This is a genomic window from Mucilaginibacter sp. BGA-UO-ETr-C110, assembly GCF_059567985.1.
On the sequence record NZ_JCAQPB010000002.1, the window covers coordinates 2,666,646 to 2,692,881 of the forward strand.

18 protein-coding genes are annotated in these 26,236 nt (G+C 42.7%); 5 read left to right on the forward strand and 13 right to left on the reverse strand.

From position 1 onward, the window contains the following. Positions 1-152: 152 nt before the first annotated feature. A complete protein-coding gene (locus AC57BQ_RS11725) occupies positions 153-2,483 on the reverse strand; it encodes a GH92 family glycosyl hydrolase (protein WP_496406464.1) in 2,331 nt (776 codons plus the stop codon). Positions 2,484-2,699: 216 nt separating this feature from the next. Then, a complete protein-coding gene (locus tag AC57BQ_RS11730) occupies positions 2,700-3,809 on the reverse strand; it encodes a twin-arginine translocation signal domain-containing protein (protein ID WP_496406465.1) in 1,110 nt (369 codons plus the stop codon). A gap of 338 nt (positions 3,810-4,147) precedes the next feature. On the opposite strand from AC57BQ_RS11730, the gene AC57BQ_RS11735 reads away from it, so the two are divergent. The 3 genes from AC57BQ_RS11735 to AC57BQ_RS11745 are packed head-to-tail and all read left to right on the forward strand — an operon-like array spanning position 4,148 to position 6,976. Continuing rightward, positions 4,148-5,527: an ATP-binding protein gene (locus AC57BQ_RS11735; RefSeq protein WP_496406466.1), complete on the forward strand. Its 1,380-nt coding sequence runs from the start codon at positions 4,148-4,150 to the stop codon at positions 5,525-5,527. 28 nt (positions 5,528-5,555) lie between these two features. Further along, positions 5,556-5,933: a response regulator gene (locus tag AC57BQ_RS11740; protein ID WP_496406467.1), complete on the forward strand. Its 378-nt coding sequence runs from the start codon at positions 5,556-5,558 to the stop codon at positions 5,931-5,933. After that, complete coding sequence (locus AC57BQ_RS11745) at positions 5,933-6,976, forward strand: adenylate/guanylate cyclase domain-containing protein (RefSeq protein WP_496406468.1); 1,044 nt, start codon at positions 5,933-5,935, stop codon at positions 6,974-6,976. The genes AC57BQ_RS11740 and AC57BQ_RS11745 overlap by 1 nt, the downstream gene beginning before the upstream one ends. 128 nt (positions 6,977-7,104) lie before the next feature. On the opposite strand, the gene AC57BQ_RS11750 is transcribed toward AC57BQ_RS11745, so the two are convergent. The 3 genes from AC57BQ_RS11750 to AC57BQ_RS11760 all read right to left on the reverse strand — a co-directional run bounded on the left by AC57BQ_RS11750 (position 7,105) and on the right by AC57BQ_RS11760 (position 11,180). Next, positions 7,105-7,983, reverse strand: coding sequence for a YitT family protein (locus AC57BQ_RS11750; RefSeq protein WP_496406469.1), 879 nt, complete (start codon positions 7,981-7,983; stop codon positions 7,105-7,107). 11 nt (positions 7,984-7,994) lie between these two features. Then, complete coding sequence (locus tag AC57BQ_RS11755) at positions 7,995-8,573, reverse strand: HD domain-containing protein (protein WP_496406470.1); 579 nt, start codon at positions 8,571-8,573, stop codon at positions 7,995-7,997. A gap of 213 nt (positions 8,574-8,786) precedes the next feature. Further along, a complete protein-coding gene (locus AC57BQ_RS11760; protein ID WP_496406471.1) occupies positions 8,787-11,180 on the reverse strand; it encodes a TonB-dependent receptor domain-containing protein in 2,394 nt (797 codons plus the stop codon). 484 nt (positions 11,181-11,664) lie between these two features. On the opposite strand from AC57BQ_RS11760, the gene AC57BQ_RS11765 reads away from it, so the two are divergent. Together AC57BQ_RS11765 and AC57BQ_RS11770 are read left to right on the forward strand one after the other, a co-directional pair. Further along, entirely contained in the window at positions 11,665-12,885 is a 1,221-nt protein-coding gene (locus AC57BQ_RS11765) for a dicarboxylate/amino acid:cation symporter (RefSeq protein WP_496406472.1), read from the forward strand. A gap of 433 nt (positions 12,886-13,318) precedes the next feature. Beyond that, a complete protein-coding gene (locus AC57BQ_RS11770; RefSeq protein ID WP_090468586.1) occupies positions 13,319-13,933 on the forward strand; it encodes a trimeric intracellular cation channel family protein in 615 nt (204 codons plus the stop codon). A 52-nt stretch (positions 13,934-13,985) separates the two neighbouring features. On the opposite strand, the gene AC57BQ_RS11775 is transcribed toward AC57BQ_RS11770, so the two are convergent. From AC57BQ_RS11775 to AC57BQ_RS11810, 8 genes are all read right to left on the reverse strand, one after another. Beyond that, positions 13,986-15,518, reverse strand: a complete 1,533-nt coding sequence (locus AC57BQ_RS11775; RefSeq protein ID WP_496406473.1) for a RagB/SusD family nutrient uptake outer membrane protein — start codon at positions 15,516-15,518, stop codon at positions 13,986-13,988. Between the two features lie 24 nt (positions 15,519-15,542). Next, positions 15,543-18,947, reverse strand: coding sequence for a TonB-dependent receptor (locus tag AC57BQ_RS11780; protein ID WP_496406474.1), 3,405 nt, complete (start codon positions 18,945-18,947; stop codon positions 15,543-15,545). Positions 18,948-19,232: 285 nt separating this feature from the next. Next, positions 19,233-20,438, reverse strand: a complete 1,206-nt coding sequence (locus AC57BQ_RS11785) for a FecR family protein (RefSeq protein ID WP_496406475.1) — start codon at positions 20,436-20,438, stop codon at positions 19,233-19,235. 95 nt (positions 20,439-20,533) lie between these two features. Further along, complete coding sequence (locus AC57BQ_RS11790) at positions 20,534-21,139, reverse strand: RNA polymerase sigma factor (protein WP_496406476.1); 606 nt, start codon at positions 21,137-21,139, stop codon at positions 20,534-20,536. Positions 21,140-21,307: 168 nt separating this feature from the next. Then, on the reverse strand, positions 21,308-21,904 hold the full coding sequence (locus tag AC57BQ_RS11795; RefSeq protein WP_496406477.1) for a TMEM175 family protein: 597 nt from the start codon (positions 21,902-21,904) through the stop codon (positions 21,308-21,310). A gap of 15 nt (positions 21,905-21,919) precedes the next feature. Then, positions 21,920-23,143: a glycoside hydrolase family 88 protein gene (locus tag AC57BQ_RS11800; protein ID WP_496406478.1), complete on the reverse strand. Its 1,224-nt coding sequence runs from the start codon at positions 23,141-23,143 to the stop codon at positions 21,920-21,922. 115 nt (positions 23,144-23,258) lie between these two features. Then, entirely contained in the window at positions 23,259-24,023 is a 765-nt protein-coding gene (gene ybiA / locus AC57BQ_RS11805; protein WP_496406479.1) for a riboflavin biosynthesis intermediates N-glycosidase, read from the reverse strand. An 11-nt stretch (positions 24,024-24,034) separates the two neighbouring features. Further along, positions 24,035-26,233, reverse strand: coding sequence for an outer membrane protein assembly factor BamB family protein (locus tag AC57BQ_RS11810; protein ID WP_496406480.1), 2,199 nt, complete (start codon positions 26,231-26,233; stop codon positions 24,035-24,037). Positions 26,234-26,236 lie beyond the last annotated feature (3 nt).

Sequence of the window (26,236 nt, forward strand, 5' to 3'; positions counted from 1 at the left end):
CAATCTCGTAGCTATTCTTATTCGTGAGAACGCGACGAGATTGCCACGCTACGCTCGCAATGAGATATTTTTTTATCCTTTTAAGGACGAAAAATGGGTCTTCAGTGAAGCGATGTCAGGGTAAATCTACTGCTAACCGCAAACTGCCCCCTCTACTTCCCCCAGGCTTTATTAGGCTTAGGTCCCATCACCAGCTCTAAAGTTGCGCCTGATGAAATAGCGGCATAATCCAAATAACAATGATGGTATGGCCTGCCGTTTAGCGTGGCACTTTGAATATACACGTTAGCTGCGGAATTATTTTTGGCTACAATAGTAAATGCTTTTCCTTTGGCATATTTAGGATCGAGATTGATCTTCACTTTGCTGAACACAGGACTGGTGATCTCATAGCGCATATCTCCCGGACAAACCTGCGCTATACCACTTGCGGCCAATACATACCAGGCCGACATTTGGCCAACATCTTCATTGCCAACCAATCCCTCAACTTTATTATGATATGCACGCTGACAAATGATCCTCGTCCATTTTTGGGTAAGCCATGGCGCGCCTAAGCGATTAAACAAAAATGGCACATGATGCACTGGTTCGTTGGCGTGGTTGTAATAATCGTTCCAAAGTAAATTGGCCGGGGCTTTTTCAAAAAAGTTGGTCAGATCGGCTATCGCCTTTTCATTACCACCCAACAGCTTGGCCAAACCCGGGACATCCTGCGGAACAAACCAGCCTTGCTGATACGGGTTGCTCTCCACCGTACCATAGCCTTGCTGCAATCTGCCGGCGACGGGCCATTCTTGCCATTCGCCATTATTGTTTTTCGGGCGGAACCAGCTTTTATCTTTATCCCATACATTTTTATAGGCCAGGGCTTTTTCGGCATACTTAGCGGCATCTTCTTTTTTACCAAGCGATTTGGCCAGTTGCGCTATACACCAATCAAAATAAGCATACTCCAGCGTGCCGGAAATGCTGTTACCACCTGTAGTAAAACCACGCTGCCCGTTACCGTCTTTGGTATTGGTATTTACACTGTACTCATAAGCTTTATTTACATCATAGCCGCGGATGCCTTTTTGGTAAGCATCGGCAATAACAGATATAGATGGGCTACCAATCATACAGCCGCTGTAAGCGTTCAATAATTCCCAGCGATCAAAAAAATGCGAACCGTTCTCAGTTGCCAGCGTTACCTGCGAATTGATCAAATCATTCACCAAGCCGGGATTGATAAGCGTTTGCAAAGGCATTTGGCTGCGGAACACATCCCAGCCGCTAAAAATGGTTCGTTTAGTAAAATGATCGGCAACATGAGGTTTCAGATCACCACCAGGATATTTTCCGTCCACATCCTGAAACGTGCGTGGATCTATCATGGTGTGATACATCGCCGTATAAAAACTATACTTTTCTTCGGTTGAACCGCCGCTTACCTGTATTTTTGATAAGGTCTTGTTCCACAAAGTGCGGGCCTGCTGATGGACTTTATCAAAATCAAAGTCTTTAATTTCGGTTTCCAGGTTATTTTTTGCGCCTTCAATACTGTTATAGGAGATACCTGCTTTTAATATTACCTGTTCATTAGCCTTGGTATCAAAATCGGTATAAAAGCCCAGGTGTTTGCCCAGTTTCTCTTTGGTTCCGGGCAATATAGTTGCGTGGGCTATCAAATCCTGATATCTGGCGCTTTCAATATCTTCCAATTTGCGGGTTTGGCCCTGCGGGATGTTGGCACTCCAGACACCATATTCTTTTAAGGGTTTATTGAATTGGGCATAAAAGTAAACGGTATAAAAAGCATGACCTGCCCCGTTACCCCAGCCACCGCCTTCGGGTGTACATTTTATCCAGCCCTGTATGGTATGGTCGTCAACCACTTTTACATATTGATTAACCGAGGTACCGCCAACGCGCCGGGCCAGGTCGATCTGGATCCGGGAGCCACTGCCTTGCGGAAATGTAAACCGCATGATCCCACAATGCGGTGTGGCCGTCAATTCTGATTTGATCTGATGATCGGTCAGCATCACTGAATAATAGCCGGCTGATGCTTTTTCGCTAGCTTTATCATAATAAGAACGATAACCATCGTGATGCCCTTCTTTACCGGCACTGGTTTTTAGCGTGCCTGCAGTAGGCATCACTAAAAAGTTACCAAGGTCACCATACCAGCCTATACCGCTCATTTGGGTTAAGGCAAAGCCTTCTATAGTTTTATGCTCGTAGCTATAACCAGGACCGTTATCTCCCCCGGTGATGGTATTAGGGCTTACCTGCACCATACCAAAGGGAACTGCAGCTCCCGGAAAGGTTTTGCCCAAGCCGGCCGGATTACCAGCCGACTGCATATTGGTGCTGGCACCAATAAGGGGGTTAACATAGTCGGCCAGTTGTTTTTGCTGGGCAAACAATGTAGTATGGAAAGATAGCGACAGACCGATGCCGATACATACAGTCTTGAGTGTACTATTATTTTTAAGCATCTTTTATTTACTAAGGTTTATTGATAACCCGACAACAAGGTATTACTGGTTTAACAAATAACGGATTGGTAAAAATATACCTGAACCCTTTTGCCTAACATAGATTAAAATACGATGTTGATGGATTATATATGGAAACGATAGCAAATTTATGATTTAGCCCGGTTTTATGAGATGCCGGGCTATTATTAACGCTATTTTTACAATCTACCCGGTTTATACACGAGTTAATTTTACCGGAGCGGTGTGGTAAGCATTCCACTGGCATACGTAAACGTTTTTATCTTCATCTACACAAACATCATGGCCATGCTGAAAAATTGGATTAACTGCCTGTAAGGTTTGCTGGAGTACACCATTCTTATAAACCGGAGCAGCGCCACCTGGATTTGATACTACTTTATCCTTCGCATCCAATACCGTTACAAAGCCCGAATAATCAAAACGTTTCCCGGTTGCATCTTTCGACCAACATACACCTGCATAAATATTTTGCTCGTTGATCACCGCCCGGCATACGTACATGCCAGGCATATCAATGCGTTTAATGAATTTACCGTCGAGCGTAAATACTTTAAAGCAGTTTTCTTCACGCGAGGTACATATCAGTGTTGGGTTATTTTTATCGCGGGTATCAACCGTTACACCATGCGCATTCACCAGGTTATGATCTTTATTGGTATTGTGATGACCACCAAAATGATTGATATATTGACCTTTGCTGTTGTAGTGAATAATATAATCAGAGCCATAACCATCGGCCACATAAATATCACCATTAGGCGCTACAGCTGTTTCGGTGGGTTTAAAGGGTTCATCATCCTTGTAAATACCAATGGTTCGGGGGTGCCCTATCGCAAATATCAGTTTACCATCAAGCGTGGTTTTCAACACCTGGCCAGATTGACCGTAGTTATTGCCAGTTCTGTCCGAAGCCCAGCCGCAATCGGTCAGTAATAAGAAATCTTCGCCACCTTCTTTACTGATACTTAAACCATGCCCGCCGGGTAATGAGGTACCCCAATAATCAAGCAGTTTGCCCGACTTATCAAATATCAGGATGTTGTTATGGGTGTGGTCGCCCAGCATAATCAAGCGGCCTTTACTGTCCTGTACCATTTCATGGCAATTGGCCAGCGGGTTGCTGTTCACACTGATCTTTGCCCAGTTTTTATCGGCTTTATAGGTAAATTCTCCCTGTCCGATGGTTTGGTCATTTGGTTTCATATCCTGATGTAATATAGCAAAACTTTTTGCGGGTGCAGTGGCAACCAGGGCGGATGCAATGGCTGAATTCTTTATAAAATTTCTTCTCGATTTCTCCATGGATTTACAATTGTTCTATTGTATGAACATAATGCTAAGGTAATATATTTTCTTGCAAATTTCCGATACCTTAAGGCTTGAAAAAGGAAATTATTTACTCTGCCCTATCCAACTGTTTTTTTATGAAACAGCTGCAGAAACGGGTTTTGAAAACTTGTCGTATTTTTCGCAGGTATTTTTAAATATAACCAGGCAAACATCAACTACGTATAAAGAAGCCACCTGCTGATGTAATAAAATGTAACATGAACAGGCTATACATTTAATATATTGAAATTAAATATTTAGTTTTAAAAACTGATCACTATTAACCATACCAGGACTAACTGAATTGAATTATGGCGGGATTTGCGGCGCTTATTACCTTTATCTTATGTACACAACTGCGTAAAAACCTAAAACGTGATGGTGTCAATTCGCCGTGGTCGCAGTATTTGCTATATGCCATGTGTACCGCTGTCGCACTCATGGCGACGAGCTTTAATTTTGATACTCGATGGATTTTTCAATTGCTTACTTTTGCCCTGGCGGCTGGGGTTGTAGCCCTGCCATATACGGTAGAAGAGCTAAAATCCAGTCGCTCTCTTGTTAACGCGGTGATCCCCATTGTGGCAGTTGGTTTTCTTACGTTTATTTGCGAACATTTATTCCCTAAATTATACGAGAGCCTTGATAATGTTATGGAAAGCGCCATATGGTTCGCGGTAATTTGGTTTTGTGCCATGTGGTTTATCAACCGCAGGCAAAGCAAAGCATTGGAGATTGAGCGTACCAAACGCCGTAATGAGGAAGAGCAGAACCGTATGATGGCCGCCATGAAGGTTAACCTGGAAAGCCAGGTAAAAGAGCGCACCGCCGAACTTACGCAGCAAAAAGAAGAGCTGCAACAGGCTCTTGCCGAACTAAAAAGCACGCAAGCACAACTGGTACAGCAGGAAAAAATGGCATCACTTGGTGAACTTACGGCTGGTATCGCGCATGAAATACAAAACCCTTTAAACTTCGTCAATAACTTTAGCGAAGTAAGTATCGAGTTACTGGATGAGCTTAAAGAGGACATTTTAAGCAAGCTACCTGATGAGACTAAAGAAGAGGCGGACGACATTATTAACGACCTCACCCAAAATCTTTCTAAAATAAACCAGCATGGTAAACGTGCCGATGCCATTGTAAAAGGCATGCTGCAGCATTCGCGTGCATCAACCAGTAAAAAAGAACCTACAGATATTAATGCCCTTGCCGATGAATATCTACGCTTAAGCTATCACGGCCTGCGCGCTAAGGACAAATCATTTAACGCAGGCATGAGAACCAGTTTTGATGAAACCATTGGCAATGTTGATGCGATGGCGCAGGACCTCGGACGCGTATTATTAAACCTGTACAACAACTCGTTTTATTCCGTAGCCGAAAAGAAAAAATTGAAAGGTGAAGGTTATGAGCCTATGGTTAATGTAGCTACCAAACACGTAACGCTTGCTAATGGTCATAATGCTGTTGAAATTACAGTAAGTGATAATGGTATGGGGATCCCGCAAAAAGTGCTGGATAAAATATATCAGCCATTTTTCACTACCAAACCTACCGGGCAGGGAACTGGTTTGGGCTTATCCATGAGTTATGATATTATTACCAAGGCGCATAATGGCGAATTGAAGGTAGATACCGCAGAAGGTGAATACGCAAAATTTACCATCACCATACCGACAAATGGTTAATTAAAAAAGACAAACTGTTATTATACTAATGAAAATACTTGTTGTTGATGATGAGGCCGATGTACAGCCATTATTTACCCAGCGTTTCCGCAAGGAGATCAAAAGCGGTGAAATGGTTTTTACATTCGCGTTATCAGGTGAAGAAGCCATGGGATACCTGGAGCAAAATCACTCAGAGGTGATCCTTATTTTATCGGACATTAATATGCCCGGCATGAGCGGACTGGAGCTGCTTAAAAATATCAGGAGCACTTACGAAAAACCACCGCCGGTAGTGATGATGATAACCGCTTATGGTGATGATGAAAACTATAGACAATCAATGGATTTGGGGGCCAATGATTTTTTAACCAAGCCCCTTGATTTTAATAGCCTTAAAGATAAACTAAAACACATAGAACAATAATGGCCAAGATACTGGTGGTTGATGATGAATCTGACCTGGAATTACTCATCAAACAGAAATTCAGGAAAAAGATAAGAGAAAAGGTATTTGATTTTGTATTTGCCCAGAATGGTTTTGACGCCCTTAAAAAATTAGCCGAACAGCCGGATATTGATGTGGTTTTAAGCGACATCAACATGCCCGAAATGGATGGCCTTACCCTGCTTACCAAACTGCCCGAGGCCAATCCTATCTTAAAGGCAGTCATGGTATCGGCCTACAGCGATATGGAAAATATCCGTACCGCCATGAATCGCGGCGCTTTTGATTTTGTATGCAAACCCGTTAATTTCGACGACCTGGATATCACCATCGAAAAAACGCTGCTGCACGTTATCGAGCTCAAAAAAACCTTACAGGCTATCAAGGAGAATAACATTTTGCGTATGTACGTTGACGAGAATGTTTTAAACTTTATGACCCACAAGGAGTTTGAAACCAGCCTGCTCTCCAACGAAAGTATCGACGCCACCGTTCTATTTATTGATATATGCGGCTTTACAGCCATTTCAGAGCATGTACCTGCCAACACCGTAGTAGGATTGATTAACAAGCTTTTTGATGCCATGGTAAAAGAGATCATCGCACAAAACGGGCATATCGATAAGTTCATGGGTGATGCGGTGATGGCCGTTTTCAGGGGCGAATATCATCTCGACCGCGCTATTGACGCCGCCCTTGCCGTACGGGAGAAAATGCACGCCGCCGAAGCCATAGTTTATGGCGACAGAACTTTTAAACCTGAGGTTTCTATAGGCATCAATTCGGGCGAAATGATCTCTGGTAACATCGGCTCGGCCTCTCTGAAACGGTTAGATTATACCGTAATAGGCGATGCGGTTAACCTGGCACAACGCTTACAGTCGGTAGCACAGGCCAATCAGATCATTGTAACCGACGAGGTTTACGAAAAGGCCAAAGAATCATTCGAGTTCAATAAAATTGGCGAAGTAAGTCTGAAAAACAAAGCCAAACCGGTAGAGATATACGAGGTGGTTTCTTAAGACGGTATCCAGTTTTAGTATCAAGTAGCTAGTATCAAGACAGGATTTTCAGGCGTCTAAAATATTCAAGAATCTTGATACTTGATACTAGCTACTTGATACCAATTAACAACTTGATACTTAAAAAATCAATGCTCCCTTACTCTTTTCTTCAATACACCACCTGCGGCTTCCTTGATGCTATTGGTAAATACGAAAGCTTTGGGATCGATACTGTGAACCAGGTTTTTTAACCGGCGTACTTCAAAGCGGGTTATTACGGTAAAGATGATATCAACCGGTTGGTGTACATTAAAACTTTCTTTCAGGAAACCACGCTCGCCTTTGTAAATGGTAATACCCCTGCCTAATTCCATCACCAGTTTTTCTTTGATGATCTCGCTTTGACCAGATATGATATTTACTGCCGTGTACTCTTCCAGGCCGTCAATCACAAAGCTGATGGTTCGTGAAGCGGTATAATAGGTTAAGATGGAATACAATGCAGTCGGCAACCCAAGTTTAAAGGCCGCTATTAAAAATATGATGATATTGATACCCAGGATGATCTCGCTGATGGTAAAACTGCTTCGCTTTAAGGTGTAAAGCGCCAGTATCTCGATACCATCCAACGCACAGCCACCACGGATGGACAGGCCTACGCCCAGCCCCATAAATACCCCGCCGAATATGGATACCAGCAGTTTATCAGACGTAATAACCGGGTATGGTACATAATGCAGACAAATACCCAATGCAACCACACAGGCAAAGGTTTTAAGCGCGAACGACTTGTTAACCTGGAACATCCCCATGATAATGAAGGGGATGTTGGCTACTACAATAACAAATGCTATGTTAACATGGTACAGTTCATGTATTAATAGCGATATACCGGTAACACCACCATCAAAAAAGCTATTGGGTACCAAAAAGCCTTTCAGGGCAAAACCGCAAAATAATATCCCGATGATAACCGTTACTACATCCTTAATTATTTCGGGTAAACTGTGTTCCGATTGGGTCATGAATTATACTTTTAAACTGTTCTTTTAATAATCTCATCCAGATGCAACTGCTTAACAGGGCCGCGCAACTGGATAGCCGTTTTTGTAAAGTAATGATGATTTTTAAGAAAAATGATCTGCTGTTTATCCCAGTCCTGTTCACTTTTTAAACCATCAGTTATTACAAGTTCCGAAAATAGCTTTTTACTGAGTACAAAAAAATCATTCCGGCCTAAATAATCCAAATCGGCATCACAAATAATTTCACCTAAATGATCATGCGGGCTTTGCGGCATTTTTGTGGCCATAATAATATCACAGATCCGCTCAATATTTTCGCCGGTGTAACCAAAGTTAGGTAAATATAAACGGGCATTATCACATGATTTGCTTTCATGATCTTTTTGACCCGATAAAAAGCCCGAATCGTGAAATAATGCCGCAGTGAGCAGTAATTGGGTCTCCTCCTCGCCTATCCCCTCACTTTGCGCCAGTTGCTTTGATGCCGTATACACATCCACAGCATGATCGGCGTTATGATAATGAAAACATTCAGGAAGCTCTTTTTTTAGTTTATCCAGTATAAATTCCCTGGCCTGTTCAATCTGCATCGGTGGTTAAAATTGATCGCTAATATAATAAATTGCCTTATTGGAGGAGACAAATATGTACCCGTACATTAAAACAAAAAAGGAGACACAAATATGTATCTCCACATCAAAACAAAACGTAGAGACACATATTTGTGTCTCCCGATAGATAGATAAAACAAAAAATCCTGCTGACTACACATGTAATCAGCAGGCCTTTTGATATTCAACAATTTAGAATTTCAGATTCAGACTTAAAGTAAAACGTGTGGGGTTTTGCGGTGCCAAACGGAACGACCAGTATTTTTCGTTAGTCAGGTTATCCACCTTTACACCGATGCGGTATCTGGGCTGATCATAAAAAGCTGTCGCATCAACCGTGGTATACGATGGTATGGTGAATTTAAATGTAGCCGTATTGGTTTGGTATGATGAGCTGCCATAATTGCCACCAACACCCAAACCTAAACCCTGCACTTTGCCATGGGTAATGCGATAGCTCATCCACAAATTGGCTAAGCGCGCAGGACCTGATGCTGCCGGGCGTAAACCCTGCAAGCCTGTTCCCGCTGCCGCGTTTGTTATTTTACTGTTGTTGTACGCGAAACCACCCACAATGTTGAACCCGGCAAAAGGGTTGGCAATCACTTCGGCCTCGATGCCTTTACTTAGCTGTGTACCGGCCTGGGTTGAAAATCCTGCGTGTGCGGGATCATCCATGGTTGTATTGGTTACCGAGATATCATAGTAGCTTACTGTGGAGCTTATTTTATGATCCCAGGCATCAATCTTTACACCTGCTTCCCATTGGTTGGCGTATTGGGGTTTAAAAGGGGTGTTATCAAAGCTGATTGCGGTAACATTGTTAAAACCATTCATGTAGTTACCAAACAATGATACCTGGTCTTTTACAACCTGGTAAACCAGGCCTAGCTTTGGCGACCATGCTGTTTGACTAAAATTACCTACAGTTTTGCCATCAGCCGGGGTGTAAGCGCCTTTGTTCACAAACCGGTCTATACGGATACTGGCCATGGCGTTCAACCTGTCGGTAATGTTAAACACGTCCGATACATAGGCCGCGTATGAGCTCTGGTTGTTTTGAACATAATTGCCCGCTATTGGTGCCTGGGCGGCAATGAGTGCAGAAACCTTTTCAGGGGTAAAATTATTGTAAGCAGCTCCCGGGGTTTTATAGTTGATGAGCGGCATATTTACCGAAACATTCGTATTGTTACTTTTTTGGTTGTAGTACTCTATACCGGCAACAATGCGGTTACGAAACTGCCCTATTTTAAAGTCGCCGATAAAATTTTGCTGTACATTGGTAACATAATATGGATAATCTTCTTTAATCGCCTGTCGTCTTATGGCAGTATCCGCTATGGTAAACGCTGTAACAAAGCCTTTTGTGGTGGAGAAGGTTTTGTTGAACATGGTTTGTGATTTCCAGTTATCAGATATCTTATAATTGATCAACCCATAAATATCAATTTGACGGCTCTGATAATCGAGGTTGTTATTAGCAAAGGAGCGTTTATAATCGATACCCAGATCCTGAATATTGTAAATTTTCGCTTTAGGATCCGGCGCGAGGCGATAAGCGGAGGTTGCATTTCCATTGCCTATTTCGGCATCAACATCAATCGATAAGCGATCGTTAACGATGTAGGTAATACTTGGTGCTATAAAAAAGCTGCGGTTAAAGCCCGCATCCTGAAAGCTATGCTCATTATGTAAAGCCGTATTCACCCGGAATAATACTGTTTTATCCTTATTTAAAGGCATGTTCACATCGGCTGTAAGACGATTAAGATCGAAACTGCCGGTTTGATAGGTAATTTCTGTACGCGTTCCGTCAAATGGCTGCTTGGTAACCCGGTTAAACAGACCACCAAATGAGGCCAGGCTGCTGTTGAATAAAGTGCCTGTAGGACCTTTGATCGCTTCTATCTTTTCGATATCCGCAGGGTCAATAGCGTTAAAGTTGTAGCCCGCAACGCTGTTACGGATAAAGTTACCGGTAGTAAATCCGCGGGATAAAAGGGTGGTACGCCCGTTATTGTATACTAATGGCACACCTGTTCCGGGAATGTTTTTAAAACCATCTACATAGCTGGTTACTACCTGCTCTTTCATCAATTCGCTGGTTACTACGCTATAAACCTGTGGGTTTTCGAGGTTTTTTATAGGTAAGCGGGCAACATCTTCTGTTTCTTTTTTCAAAAACTTGTTATGTTTTGCGCTTTGAACATAAACCTCCTGCAGCTCTTTACCGCCTTCGGCTAAAACAAAGTTTAAAGTGGCGGTTTCGCCGGCAACTACTACAACCTGTTTAGTTTGCGTTTGCAGACCTATAAAGCTGGCCGACACACTATAAGTGCCAGGCGCTACATTTTTAATAGTAAAGTGACCGTTTTGCCCTGAAGTAGCGCCCTGGTTTGTTGCCGTAATAACAACATTCACATATTCAGCGGCTTTGCCATCAGATGTTTTCACTGTTCCTTTAACAGTACCCAGCGTTGATTGAGACCATACCAAACTGGTATTCAGGCAAAGTGTTAAAAAGAAGATGAAGGCTATAAAATTGAATGAGGGTGGATGAATTTTTCGTAAAAAATGCGTCATTGCTTTGGAATTAATTGCATTAAGGGGATCAATAGTTATATATGTTTAAACCGATAGCGATTCAATGGCGCAAAGTTATTTTTATTTAGAATAAATCCAAATAAAAATACCAATACATTTTTAATTATAATCAGCTAAAAGTTTAGCTCGGGTTTTGACCCTAATACCCCTATGCCAGCTACTGTGTGGACACATCTCTTTGATAAACCCCAGAGGGGTTGAATGTCGGTAGAATAGGATCAAAAAAAATTCACGTGCCGTAGGTTACGTCAATCTCAACCTTTGGATCAAACAATTGTGCCATAAAAGTCAATCTCGATTAGTGTAGTACCTACGGCACTAAAAGAGGCGGGATTTTATTATTTCTACCGACATTTTGCTCCTCCGGAGCAGCTTTCCAAAATTATTAGTTCGTCAAAAAGATGTGTCCACACCATAGCCTATACCGAGGGATATTTCGCCATATAACAGTTATATTAGCCCAATGAATAACTGGTTTAAAAATTACAAGGGCATCATACTGCTCATGATCGGTATTATAGCAGGCAGTATAGCCGGATTATTTTTAGGCAAAAAAGTTGAGCTCATAAAACCTATCGGTGATATTTTCCTGAATTTGTTATTCACGGCCGTAGTGCCGCTCGTGTTTTTTGCCATAGCATCGGCCATTGCCGGGCTCGATGGATCAAACCGGCTTGGTCGGTTACTGGGAATTACCTCGCTGGTGTTTTTATCAACCGTACTTATAGCCGCTATCATCACTATTATTGCTACATGGATATTTCCTATCCACCAACATTTGGTGGCCAGCCCCATCACCGAAAGCATCGTCAAAAAACCATTTGGCGATCAGCTCACCCAGCTATTTACAACCAGCGAATTTTATGAGCTCCTATCCAGGAAAAGCATGCTGGCCGCTATTATATTTTCGATACTGATAGGCTTTGCTACCTTACGTTCGGGCGAAAAAGGGGCTTCTTTTGCCCGTTTTTTACATAGTGGTAACGAGGTATTTAAAAACATATTTATCCTGATCATGAAGCTCGGGCCCATTGGTTTGGGGGCGTATTTCGCTTACCAGGTTGGTGTGTTCGGTCCGCAATTATTTGGCGGGTATGCCCGTTCCATGGGTTTATATTATGGCGTTGGGGCTTTTTATTTTGTAGTGATATTCAGCTTATATGCTTTTATAGCCGGCGGTGTAAAGGGTATAAAAAAATACTGGCGCAACAACATTATCCCATCGGCAACAGCCGTAGGTACCTGCAGCAGCATAGCTACGATACCCGCCAATTTGGATGCCGCAAAAAAAATAGGCATCCCGGATGTTATAGCCAATGTAACCATCCCGCTGGGCGGCACACTGCATAAAGATGGTTCAAGCATATCTTCTATAGTAAAAATGGTGGTAGTGTTTGCCTTATTCGGCAAAAGTTTTAACAGTGCCGATACCATAGCCCTAGCCCTGGGCATGACCGTACTGGTAAGCCTGGTTGAAGGCGGGATACCCAACGGGGGATACATCGGCGAATTGCTATTTATATCCGCCTATGGCTTTCCGCCAGAGGCCCTCCCTCCAGCCATGATCATCGGCACCCTGGTTGATCCTATGGCTACCCTTTTAAACGCCACAGGCGACACGGTTGCCGCCATGCTGGTAACGCGCTTCAGCGAAGGTAAAAACTGGCTTAATAAGGCCGAATAGCCATTCTCCTGAGTAATAGTTCATAATAGATAAAGGGTTATTTGCAGTTTAAGTTCCCTCCCTCGGGAGGGGTGCGATGGGTTGCGCGGTAGCAGGGAGGGGTTTATTCTGGATGCAGGAAGTATATAACCCCTCCCTACCCTCCCAAGGGAGGGAATCGCACATATCCCATGCTTTCAAATTTAAGTCTGCCATCTCTTATGCTATTACGCGCTCAAGCGGAGAATTTAACATCCTCTCCCCCCTCGCAGAGGCCGAAAAGATGGTTTACACTGTAAACCCACAATACAGCAATAAAAAATATTAACTAATTAATTTTCAATACATTAAAAAAATGTAAACCATAAAAAGTGTAAACCATGTAAACCCAGTTTACCTGTCTGTTTAAACGTCGTTTATTTAGTAAATTCGCACTCAAAACCCCAGGATCATTATGCTGCATATATTATACATCATCGCCATTATTGCCGAAGCTATGACGGCCGCTTTATCAGCCGGAAGGCGTAATATGGATTGGGTGGGTGTTTGTATCATTGCCTGGGTTACCGCACTGGGCGGAGGTACCGTGCGCAATATCCTGTTTAACCATTACCCCATGAGCTGGGTTGAGCATCCCGAATACCTGCTCATCACTGCCGGGGCGGCCATATTAGCTGCCATCATTGCCTCCTTAATGACCAAACTCAAAAAGCTATTTTTATATCTTGACGCTTTGGGTTTGGTGGTATTTACCATTATAGGTTGCCAGATAGCGCAGGAAATAAACCTCCCGCCTATCATTGTGATGTTTAGCGGGATGATCACTGGCTGCGCGGGCGGTGTGCTTCGTGATGTTTTATGTAATGATATCCCCTTGCTGTTTCATAAAGAGATCTACGCCAGCGCCTCGATAGTTACCGGAGCAGCTTATTTAGGTATTGAGTATCTGGGCGGCAGTTCAGAGCTTGCCATCGTACTGGCATGCGTTATTGGTTTGGCATTACGCCTATTATCAATCCGTTATAACTGGCAGATGCCCAAATTTGTTTACAACGAAGAATGGCATTAAACAAAAAAGTCCCCGGTTAACCGGGGACTTTTTTCATTCTGGTTATTCATTACTACCAGCCTGTGTTTTGTGTTAATTTGCTATTGGTAGCAATTTCACGTTGTGGTATTGGCCACAGATAATACTGATCCTTCATCGTAACTCCCTGCTCATTTGCAGTAGAGGTTGCCGGACCAAACACATTATTCTTCACATCATATACCTGATGGGTGCGTTGGATATCGAAATAAGCCTTATTTTCATAAGCCAGTTCATGATAGCGTTCTTTCCAGATAGCAACACGGAACTGATCTTTTGTTAAACCACTCAATGGCGCCAATTTTGCACGGGTACGTATCTGATTAACCGCATCGTAAGCATCAGCAGTAGGACCATTTACCTCATTTGATGCTTCGGCATAAATCAGCATGGCTTCCGGCAAACGTAAAAGCGTCCAGTTTTCATCACATTTACCACTATTAGCCGTGCCTGATACTGAGCTTTCAACCTGGAAATATTTATACAGGCAGTGCTCTCCAAAAGTGATCGTATCAGCAAGATTATTGGCATCCGGATATTTAGAAAAATAGAATTGTTTTTCCTCTGTACGTTTATCCCCGGCCTCATAACTGGCAAAGAAAGCGTCTGTTGGGATCATTGCTCCCAGGTGATCTCCATAGGCACCAACCTGCAAGTTGAAGGGCACAGTTAATTGAGTTATGGAATTAGTGGCTACTCCTACCAGGTACTGGCTTTGAAATATCAGTTCACCCTGGTTTTTGTGAGGATTGTCATGCAAATAAGCATAATCTGTAAACAGCGTATACAAAGGCAATATCTGTTTAGCTTCATCAGCAGCTTTCTGATAGTTTTCTGTTTTTTGCAAGGGATAACCGGCCATGGTTAAATAAACACTTGAAAGCAAGGTGTGTACCGCGCCTAATGATACTTTACCTGTTTGATCGGTATTGGGTAAACCAGACTGTTCCGCAGCAAGCAGGTCACTAACAACCAGGTCATAAACCTGTGCCTGTGGTGTACGGGCCGGATACAAAAGCGGACTTGATAAATCAACTGGTTGGGTTATCAACGGAACATCGCCGTACAGTCTTACCAAGTGGTAATAGTAAAAGGCCCTCAAAAAGTAAACTTCTCCTAACAGCGACTTTTTAACGGTAGCATCCATACTGATAGCTGGAATGCGGGCAAGGGCAAGGTTGGCTTCTTCAATGGCCGTATAACAGCTTTTCCAAACGGTTTCAAAGCCCGGGTTGGTAGGGTCGGTATTCTCATTTATTACTTTTTTATTATTTACACTTTGCCCCAATGTTGTGGTATGTCCGGCAAAAAGTTCCAATGTAATAAACGGAGCCTCGCCATAAGCATCTCCATTTTGAAAAAAGTAAAGACCATAATTGATGTTATTAATATAACCTCCATAAATGCCGTTCACAAAAGTACGGGCCTGGTTGGCAGAGGTAAAATAATTATCTTGTGTAAAGTTGCTGCGGTTATCTTCATCAAGATATTTTTTGCAACCAGATACACTTGCTATAACGATCAGCGCTGAAAGACCGATCCTGTATTTTTTTAAATTAAATTTCATAATTATACGTATTGAGGTATTTAATTAAAAACTTGCATTTAAACCCAATAAGAAGGTTCTTGGCTTTGGATAATCATAAAATTGTATACCCTGGGTAAAGTTACTGCTGCCGTTATAGGTAGAAGTTTCAGGATCATACCCGGTGTACTTAGTGATCAGGAACAGGTTTTGTCCTTGTGCATACACTCTTAAACGGCTTAGTTTTATTTTCTTAACCAGATTATCCGGGAAATTATAGCCTAAGGTTACGTTACGGCCACGGATGAAGTTACCGCTCTCTACCTTGGTTGAGTAGATCTCTGTTTGATAATAAACATAAGCCGGACGATCCTGTGCAATACTGGTATTTTGGTTAGTAGGCGTCCATGCGTTTAACACAGTAGCATAGCTGTTTGCCTGACCGGTACGGTCCTGACCAGAGTGGCGGGTTAAGTTCATGATCTGGTTGCCATAGTTAAACTGCAACTCGATACCGAGGTCAAACGCTTTGTAACGGAAGGTGTTGCTAAACGTTCCATAACCGGATGGTGTTGATTTACCCAGGATCTGTTTATCAGCAACCGTGATCTTACCATCGCCGTTGGTATCCTGAATTTTCAAATCTCCTGGCAACAGGTTGTATTTGGCTGCTTCAGCAGCCTCTGCAGTACCCCAGGTACCTAACACTTTATAGCCATAAAAAACACTGGCCGGCTGACCAACACGTAGTAAGTTAAACTGTGAAAGGAATGTTGGATCAAGGAAAATATCATCATTTGCTTCCCCTAAATGCAATATCTTGTTTTTCAGGAAGGAGATATTAAATGTAGAATTCCAGCTAAAATTATCCGTTTTAATGTTAACTGTGTTTAACGTTAACTCAATACCTTCATTTTCAAGACTACCAATGTTTTTATATACACTATTAAATCCGCTGGTTTCAGGTAGTGGTGCATTTAACAACAATGCTTTGGTTTTTTTGTAATAAGCATCAGCGTCAAGGGTGATCCTGTTATTCAATACACCAAATGACAAACCGAAGTTATACTCCGACGTTTTTTCCCATTGCAAATCCGGGTTGCCAGGGCTGCCGATATCAATTACTGTTGCTGAGTTACGGTTACCACCAAACGGATAGCTGCCTATTGGTAATGACGCTTGTGATCTGTACTGACCAATTTCAGAGTTACCGGTTAATCCATAACTAAATCTAAGTTTCAGATCGGAAATGGTTTTGTTATCCTTCATGAAATCTTCCTGAGAAACACGCCAGGCCAATGCCGCTGATGGGAAGAAACCATATTTTTTACCTGTACCAAAACGTGACGAACCATCTTCACGACCGGTAACAGTTAACAAATACTTGTCTTTATAACCATAGTTCACTCTCGCGAAATATGATTGTATCTGCCATGAATAATATCCTGATGCGGGTGTACCCGGTACTGAGCCGGCACCGAGGTTGTTGAATTGGAAATAATTATCTGCTAAACCCGATGTTGATGAACCAACACTCAACTCATTAAAGTTTTGCCTTTCTGTACCTAAAACTACGTTTAATGAATGTATTTTATTAAACGTTTTGTTATAGGTAAAGTGGTTTTCCCACTGCCAGAAAGTATCATTATATTCATTTATAGAAGCCGAGCTATTGCTTTGATCTGCCGTTGCCCCGCCTACTAAACCACTCTGAAAATGTGGGTTGTAATTGGCCTGCGTAGTAACGCCTAATGTACTGCGAAACTCCAGGCCCGGTGCAAGGTTTAGGTTTACATAACCATTGCCGCTAAATACACGTTTTCTGTAAAGATTTTCTATCTCATTAGCCTGTGCAACCGGGTTGTCACCACCCTCCATGTTTGGATAATCGGTTCTTTTACCATAAGTGCCATCCGGGTACCTTATAGGCACAATCGGAATCATCTCAATCAGCATACGCGGAATATTATTACCACCTGTACCGTCATCCGCGGTGCGTTGCTCAGAGCTGTTATAGTTAATGGTAGCACCTACTTTTAACCATGGCTTTACCTGGTGATCAATTGTTAAGCGTGCATTGTAGCGTCTTTGATAACTATTCAATATAATACCCTCATCATCTGCGTAATTCAGGAACAAACCATAAGTAAGGTTGTCAGAACCACCGGTAAATGTAACGTTGTGATTTTGACTATAGGCTGTACGAGTGGTAGCTTTTTGCCAATCCACATCATACAGCGGATTCAGATTCTGATCAAACAATTTACCAATCAGCGCGGTACGGATCTTTTTAGGATCATCATCAACATATTTGCCCGCAGCCCAGCCGGTAGGGTCATATTTAGGAATGTTGGCATATGACTGGTCTTCAACTGATAAAAACTCTTTTGAATTTAATACGGGCAGTTCTTTGGCCATGTAGCTGATACTTCCATAAGCATCGTAGCTTACAGAACCACCTTTTTTACCGCGTTTGGTAGTTACTAAAATTACACCATTAGCACCACGGGTACCGTATATAGCTGTTGAGGAAGCGTCTTTCAGTACGTCGATAGTTTCGATATCATTAGGATTCAACGCCGCACCGCCAGCTGTCCATACCACCCCATCCACTACATATAAAGGATCTGTTGCCGCATTGATAGAGCTGTAACCACGTATACGGATCTTGGTTTCACCACCCGGAGCACCGGAGTTTGTTGATACGTTTACACCGGCAATTTTCCCAGCAAGCTCCTGCTCAACGTTAATAGCAGGGCGTTCCTGTAAACCTTTGGCACTTACACTACCCACTGAGCCGGTAAGATCGACCCTTTTCTGTGTACCGTAACCTACAACCACCACTTCGCTTAACGCTTTTGGGCTTTCAACAAGCTTTACATCAAGCTGGGCTTTATTCGCGATAGGCACTTCCTGGGTAACATAACCAACAAAACTAAACACCAGGGTACCATTAGCATCGGGTGCGTTTAAAGTATACTTACCGTTCACATCGGTAACTACCCCCACGTTTGAGCTCTTCACCCTGACACTTACGCCAGGCAGCGGCCCTTTATCGTCACTTACAGTTCCCTGCACCTTAAATGCCGCCGCGGGGGCAGCTGGAGCGTCTGCATCCTTCTTTTTAACTACAATGGTTTCTTCGAATATTTTGTAAGTTAAGGGCTGATCTTTAAAACACTGATCAAGCGCTTCTGCCAGTGAAGCATTCGATACTTCAACATTTATTCCACCGGTATTGGATACATCCTTTTTATCATATAAAAAATGATAACCGGTTTGTTTTTCAATTGATCTGAGTACTTTTTCAACAGTAGTGTTCTTCTGATGCAAGGTCACTACCTGACTATAACTTTTTGCGCTTACATTAGTAAGGGCTGCAATTATAATAATAGCCGTTAGCTTCATAGCCAGTATTATTTTGGATAATTGGGGCCATGCCAAAGGCGTGGCCTTAGAATTAAAATTCATAAGTTTGTAGAGTTTGGGTTAAACATTAAATTCAATTCGTCGATTGCATTTTTTTGGGACCCAGATAATTAGCCGGGAAAGTGCAGCGAACACTTCCCGGTTTTTTATATATCGTATACCTATGTACATACTGCTTTTGCATTACAAGATTGATGAGCAAAAAACGGCATATAAAAAGTTGAGGGTCCCCCTGCCGGGAGCTAACTTATTTTTGGTATTTCTTCCATCATAGGGTTGTTTAAGGTGAATAATTGATTAGTTATCTTCTTATCCTGATAAACAGGATCATTGCGTTATCGTAATGTGTTTATTTTCTATTTTGAAATTGACACCCGCATATTTAAGCATCCCCAAAAGCTCCGATGCTTTTACATTACGGGATATACGGCCGGTAAACTCCCTAACGGGTATCTGGCCTTCATAACTTACTTCCACATCATACCAGCGGGCAGCCTGCCTCATGATCGATTGAATACTGGCATCCGTAAACTGAAACAGTCCGTCTTTCCAGGCTACCGACTCATCAGCATCAGCATCATTAACCACCCTGATCTCGCCATTTTGGTTTAAAGATGCTTGCTGGCCCGGTTTTAAAACACTGGTATAATGATTGTTGCTTATTTTAACAGCTCCTTCAAGAAGGGTAGTTTTCATTACGGCCTCGTCATTATAAGCCATGGTATTAAAATGGGTGCCCAAAACCTCTATAACGGTATGGTTAGCTTTTACCCTGAAAGGCATTGCCGCGTTTTTGGCAACTTCAAAATAAGCTTCACCGGTAATTTCAACCTCGCGGGTTTTACCGGTAAATACGGCTGGAAAGCTTAGTGACGATGCAGAGTTTAACCAAACCTTGCTCCCATCGTTAAGTACTAATTGATATTGCCCGCCCCTCGGGGTAGTAATGGTATTCATCGGCACCGCTCCGTTTACTGCCCCGTCTTTGCCACCTTTATAGACCAATTGTCCATCGCGCGTTTTATTGATTTGGGTGCTTCCTTCCCTGGCCAGAACGCCGTTTTGAGCATTGTCAAGATAAATCGTTTTACCATTAGCAAGCGTCAATAAGGCCCTGTTGCCTCCAGGTAACGCGTCATGAGTGGGCTGTGTTTTGGCTATGCTCTTTTTGGGGTCAGATTGCTTTTTTTTGTTGATCAAAACGTAGGCTCCAAAACCTAAAAAAATCATCAATGCGGCAGCAGTACCTAATCGCAGCCATAATTTGTGATGATCAGGAGGCTTAATAATATGAATAGTGTCCTGGTTGCCATTTTTCAGGATATTGTTTAACATATCCATGCTTTTTGAGGGGTCAAAAAGCGGTTCATTTACGTCAAGATCATTCCATGCTTGCTGAATAAGTGCTGTTAATTCGGCATCATTGGTTGAGGCATTAATAATTTGAAACAGCTCATCCTGCTCCTGTTCGGTAGCCGTTTGATTATAATAACTGTTAAAAAGATAACGTAATCTTGCATTCAATGCACTCATACCGTGTAATTGTTTATCATAGTAAATAATTGGCAAATTAAGGGTCTTAGGAAAACCTCAACTACATGACAACAAGCAGGATAAAAAAGGGGGTATCAGCTTTTAAAAAAAATAAAAAAACTTTTTAAAGCGATCAGCAACAGAACTATAACTTCCAGGTGTTCATGCACATACTCTGTTATGGACACGGTAGCTATCTGCAAATATTTTTTCACGGTTTCGCGCGATAGCTCCAGTTGATCAGCTATTTCGGTGTATTTCAAACGGCCATGTCTGCTCAGTAAATACACTTTTTGCTGTTGAGGTGGTAGCTGATCAATAGCCTCATCCAATAAATTATAATACATATCCGTACCGGCCATTTCGGGGTTAAGACTACCGGCACCAACATCCTCCAGTTGTTTGATCATGGCACGCTCTTTAGCCAGTTTTTTTAAACAGTTTAAAGCGTGGTTCTTGGATATTACAAACAGATAGGCCTTAAAATTATCAACACGAACCAATGATTCACGGGTGAACCATATTTTCACGAATACATCCTGCACTACTTCTTCAGCCAGTTCAATGGAGTTTGTTATACGCAGCATATGCACCCCCAATTGCTGGTGATGCCTCGTAAACAACTGGCGAAAGGCATGTTCATTACCCGAAGCCACCTGCATCAACAGTTCCCTCTCATCAGCATGAGCAATTTCAAACATAGTTTAGTGTATAATAATGGCAATAATTAAACTTTAATAAAACCTTTAATGCGCTTGATTAATTCAAGAGCAATAACAGTACTGCGGTGATAAAGTTTATTCTTTTAGAAAATCACTATTGCAGGGCGATAATCTTTTACTCATTAGTAGGGGTATCTAAACCAATGGTTACTCTTTAGGTGCTTCTTGGGTTAATTTGTTTTCGATTCTTTTATCAGGAATGAACCAAACGGCGGCAACCACACCATATAAGACAAAGCTAATTGCAGGACTTAGCCATGAAATACCAATTGCCGCAGCATAAATAAATACAGAACTTTTTGCTTTCCAATCGCGCCCCAATACACTGGCTATGAGCGACTTTTTACCATTGTGCCTGATCAGCGTTTTTTCCAGGATAGTGTAAGCCAAACCATTCATGGCCAGTATAAATCCATAGCACGCCACAGGTAATTGTGTAAAATGGTTTTCGCCCATCCAGCCGGTTACAAAAGGTATCAGGGACAACCAAAAAAGCAGGTGAAGGTTGGCCCATAATACAGCTCCGTTTACCGATTTTACAATATGAAACATGTGGTGATGATTATTCCAGTATATGCCCACATAAATAAAACTCAGTATATAACTAAAAAAAACAGGCATGAGCGGTTTCAGCGATGTCCAGGTATCGCCGTGCGGCACTTTCATCTCTAACACCATAATAGTGATGATAATAGCGACAACGCCATCACTAAAAGCCTCTACTCTTGTTTTGCCAAACGCCATAGATCTTAATTATCGTTAATTTTTACTTTTCACGTTAAAAGCCTGGTATCTTTTCATTGCTTCAATAAAATAATAATCGGCATAGGTCAAGGGCACATCAACCTCGCTGTGTCCGGGTAAATGACCTACACTGTGCTCCAGTATAAATCCTCCGTTTGTTTGGGCGGCAGCTTTATAGGCTGGTGATGATAATGTTTTCAATATAGTTTCGGCGGTAGTAAAATATTCCTGCCCTTTGTTGTTATCAGCATAGCGGCAAAGTTCCAGCAAAGCCGAAGCCGCAACAGCAGCAGCCGAGGCGTCTTTCAGCGCATTAGGGATATTGGTAGCATTATAATCCCAATAAGGTATTTTATCGGCTGGGAGGTTAGGATTTGTCAGGATGAAGCGGGCTATGTTTTGTGCCTGTTCCAGATATTTTTTATCTTTTGTCTCGCGGTACATCACGGTATAACCATATAGGCCCCAGGCTTGTCCCCTGGCCCATGCCGACTCATTAGCAAAGCCCTGCGCGGTTTTCTTTTCTTTAACTGCTCCCGTTTGCGCGTCGTAATTAATCACGTGGTACGAGCTATAATCGGGCCTGAAATGGTTTTTCATGGTGGTATTGGCATGTGTAACCGCTATTTTGTAATAGCTGGAATCGCCGGTTTCATGGGTGGCCCAAAACAACAGTTCCAGGTTCATCATATTATCGATGATCACGAGGTAGTCCGACGGATTTTTAGAATCCCATGATTTGATGCAGCCTACCGTTGGGTTGAACCTGGTGGATAACGATTTAGCGCTATTGATCAAAATTTGTTTGTACTCCGGTTTGGGTTCGATCTTATTGGCATTACCAAAGCTGCAATACATCATAAAACCCAGATCGTGCGTGTGTGTATTGAATTGCTCTTTAGCCAGAACGCCTAGTATACGGTTAGCTTCGGTCTGTAATTGCTGATCATGATCCTGCTCATACAGGTACAGTAAACTGCCCGGGTAAAAACCACTGCACCACCAGCCCGAATTGCTGTTTTCCTGTTTTTTGGTATCCGGGTGATAGGTTTTAGGAAAATCCTCTGCGCCTATCTGTTTTGCCAAAAATTTATACTGATTATCAGCATCCTTAAAGTTTTTTTTGATGGCTGATAACAGTTCCTTTTGTGGCTTAAAACTATGCTGCGCAAACAGATTTAAGCTAAGTGCGGAAAATAAAAATACAAAACAAATAACAGGTAGAGTTCTGGACTTCATAAAAGGTAGTTATAAAAATTTGGCTGGGGGTAAAAATGCAAATTTTGATTGGAATTGCAAGCAATATAATTTAGCCGCTAAGCTTAATGTTAGGGAATAAAAGCATAACATCGGACTAATCATAAAAAAATCTCCAATCGTATGGCTGCGGGTGTACAAGTCTAAAAATACGCTTATCCCTATCGGATAAGCCTTGATAGTAATTAAAAAAATTATGCGCATAATCCTCGCCTGCCCCCATACGCCAAAACATATCCAGAGGATGTATACCAGGATAAGCTTTCCATGGGACCTGCATTGTATACACTAAACTTTCAAAATGTCCGTGTTCCTTCAAAAAGTCCCTAACTTCCATTAAAGCAAAACCTAACAAATTTAACCCTCTCCAATTATTAGGATCATTGATGTGTTCGTTATCCTGTGCTAAGCCGACTCCCCAGATGATATCGACAGGACTGGCTTCTACTAAGATCCTGTTACCTGTATTTATCAAATATTGAGCAAACTCAGGGTGTTGATTAAATTTATGAATATTGCCGTTGACCACTATTTGATACCTATAATCTTTCCAAATCAGCTCATCAAAATTCCAAACCATTCTGCCCAACTCTTTTACTTCACCGGGACGATTGGCCTTGACGATCTTATCATGGCTCTTTTGATCTCCAAATAATAGTGCTTTATTGGCCATCATCCAATGCTCCGCGGTTTTGTAAGTTATACCATCAACCGTAAACGGTAATTCAAACCATTGGCTAAAGCAAAATTTCCCTACCTGTTCCTGAGGCTTTTTATTATGCCCCCAGAAAAACAAAAATTTAATTGGCTCATCATTATAATACTTTTCAATAAGCCATTCTGTATGATAGTTTTGTTTCATTTTTCGATATATTAAAGAGCAAAGCAAACATACTCATCACCCGACTTACTGCCTATTTTGCCGCCGCCACAGGCTATTACTACATATTGTTTCCCATCGATGGAATATGTAGCAGGTGTGGCATAACCGGCCGCGGGTAGCTGGGCTTCCCATAATACTTTGCCTGTTTTATTATCAAAAGCGCGGATCTTTTCGTCCTTAGTGGCGGCTATAAACACCAGGCCGCCTTTGGTTACCAGCGGGCCTCCATAGTTTTCGGTACCGGTAATGGGGATACCTTTTTTGGTCAGTTCGGCATATTCGCCAAGCGGTACCTTCCATAATAGTTTACCTGAAGTCAGATCGATAGCATTTAATGTACCCCAGGGTGGTTTTATGCCCGGATAACCATCCTTATCCAAAAAGCGGTTGTAGCCCGTCATGGTATAAGGTACTTCATCTACCATTTTCTTTTCTATTTTAGTGCTGGCTGTATGGTTGGCCGCAGGTTCTTTCGCTATTATTTTAGCTGCCTTGGCGTCTGGTAGTTTCAGCAAAAAAGCCAACAACGCTTTTTTATCGGCCGGAGTTATCTGCTTAAATGATGGCATCATATTACGGCCGTTGGCAATGATCTGGCTGATCTGCTCCTCCTTATATTTTTTGCCGATGTTCACCAGTGACGGATATGATGTGCCATTGCCTTTTAGCTCCGGTCCATGGCAGCCGATGCAGTTTTTATTATAGATAACCTGCCCCATGCCTTTTAGCGACTGGTCATTGCCGCCCTTCGGCACATTGATCATGACCTGCGCCCAGGGCATTTCGGAGCAGTTGATATACATGATCTTTGATTCGGCATCAACCGCTGCGCCACCCCATTCGCCGCCGCCATCAAAACCCGGGAATATCCAGCCGCCCTGTTTGCTGGGTGGGGTAAACATCAGCCTGTTTTTAACCTGGTTATACTTCTGTAGCATATCCTGGTGTGTTTCGGGCGAAAGATCGGTCACATCCTCCGGGTTAAAGGTTTGCCTGGTAAAAGGCACTGGTAAGGTAGGGATAGGCTGTGTAGGCCAGGCTTGTTCGCCTGGCAATGCCATAGTGGGTACAGGCTTCTCCTCGATCGGGAATATCGGTTTGCCATTGGTTCTGTCGAACATAAAGATATAGCCATGCTTGGTGATCTGCGCCACAGCATCTATCTGTTTGCCATCATGGGTAATGGTCACCAGGTTGGGGTTGGCAGGCAAATCCCGATCCCACAGATCATGATGCACCACCTGGAAATGCCATTTCAGCTTCCCGGTAGCCGCATCCAATGCCAGCAGGGAATTGCCGAACAAATTTTGCCCTTTGCGGAAACCACCATAAAAATCGCCGCCGATAGAACCCGTCGGGATATACACAATACCGCGTTTTTCATCCAGTGACATGCCCGCCCAACTGTTGGCCCCGCCAAACTTTTTCCAGGCGGCGGTATCCTGCCAGGTTTCATATCCCTTTTCACCGGGTTGGGGTATGGTGTGGAAGATCCAGCGCATTTTGCCCGTACGGGCATCATAGGCCCGGATATGGCCAGGTGCAGCATCGGCAGATTCGGCCACACGCGTACCCACAATAAACAGGTCATGATAAACTACACCCGGAGTAGTACCCGCCACAAACGATTTGGTTTCGCGTCCCAGATCTTTGGTCAGGTCGATATATCCACCCAATCCAAATGATTTTACGGGAGTACCCGCATCGGCGTCAATGGCATAAGTTTTAGAACCTACGCTGTAAAAAATGCGTTTCTCAGCACCTTTACTGTTTTGCCAGTAGATCACTCCCCTACTTACTTTGTAATAAGCCATCGGATCATTTTTACCGCTGGTATCCACGCTTGCCGGATCAAATATCCAACGCTGGGCGCCCGTAGCCGCATCCAGGGCAAATAATTTTAGCTTAGGACTTGTACCATACAGCACACCATTAACCACAATGGGGTTACATTGATTCTGGCTGCGATTAGCGGTATCCCTGTCCTTTGTGCTGAATGTCCAGGCTACTTTCAGCTGTTTTACATTATCCAGGTTGATCTCGTCATTTGATGAATAACGGTTCCCCTCCTTAGTGCCTGCATAGGTTTGCCAACCGCTGTAGGCTGTGGCCGGCGCTGTTGGTTTCTTTTTGCAAGAACAATAGACCAGGGCAATCAGGCCTAATAAAGGGATAAGCTTTATTTTCATGAC

Coding starts and splice junctions, on each gene's coding strand:
- AC57BQ_RS11725 (WP_496406464.1), bottom strand. CDS start 2,483: ATGCTTAAAAATAATAGTACACTCAAGACTGTATGTATCGGCATCGGT.
- AC57BQ_RS11730 (WP_496406465.1), bottom strand. CDS start 3,809: ATGGAGAAATCGAGAAGAAATTTTATAAAGAATTCAGCCATTGCATCC.
- AC57BQ_RS11735 (WP_496406466.1), top strand. CDS start 4,148: ATGGCGGGATTTGCGGCGCTTATTACCTTTATCTTATGTACACAACTG.
- AC57BQ_RS11740 (WP_496406467.1), top strand. CDS start 5,556: ATGAAAATACTTGTTGTTGATGATGAGGCCGATGTACAGCCATTATTT.
- AC57BQ_RS11745 (WP_496406468.1), top strand. CDS start 5,933: ATGGCCAAGATACTGGTGGTTGATGATGAATCTGACCTGGAATTACTC.
- AC57BQ_RS11750 (WP_496406469.1), bottom strand. CDS start 7,983: ATGACCCAATCGGAACACAGTTTACCCGAAATAATTAAGGATGTAGTA.
- AC57BQ_RS11755 (WP_496406470.1), bottom strand. CDS start 8,573: ATGCAGATTGAACAGGCCAGGGAATTTATACTGGATAAACTAAAAAAA.
- AC57BQ_RS11760 (WP_496406471.1), bottom strand. CDS start 11,180: ATGACGCATTTTTTACGAAAAATTCATCCACCCTCATTCAATTTTATA.
- AC57BQ_RS11765 (WP_496406472.1), top strand. CDS start 11,665: ATGAATAACTGGTTTAAAAATTACAAGGGCATCATACTGCTCATGATC.
- AC57BQ_RS11770 (WP_090468586.1), top strand. CDS start 13,319: ATGCTGCATATATTATACATCATCGCCATTATTGCCGAAGCTATGACG.
- AC57BQ_RS11775 (WP_496406473.1), bottom strand. CDS start 15,518: ATGAAATTTAATTTAAAAAAATACAGGATCGGTCTTTCAGCGCTGATC.
- AC57BQ_RS11780 (WP_496406474.1), bottom strand. CDS start 18,947: ATGAATTTTAATTCTAAGGCCACGCCTTTGGCATGGCCCCAATTATCC.
- AC57BQ_RS11785 (WP_496406475.1), bottom strand. CDS start 20,438: ATGAGTGCATTGAATGCAAGATTACGTTATCTTTTTAACAGTTATTAT.
- AC57BQ_RS11790 (WP_496406476.1), bottom strand. CDS start 21,139: ATGTTTGAAATTGCTCATGCTGATGAGAGGGAACTGTTGATGCAGGTG.
- AC57BQ_RS11795 (WP_496406477.1), bottom strand. CDS start 21,904: ATGGCGTTTGGCAAAACAAGAGTAGAGGCTTTTAGTGATGGCGTTGTC.
- AC57BQ_RS11800 (WP_496406478.1), bottom strand. CDS start 23,143: ATGAAGTCCAGAACTCTACCTGTTATTTGTTTTGTATTTTTATTTTCC.
- ybiA (WP_496406479.1), bottom strand. CDS start 24,023: ATGAAACAAAACTATCATACAGAATGGCTTATTGAAAAGTATTATAAT.
- AC57BQ_RS11810 (WP_496406480.1), bottom strand. CDS start 26,233: ATGAAAATAAAGCTTATCCCTTTATTAGGCCTGATTGCCCTGGTCTAT.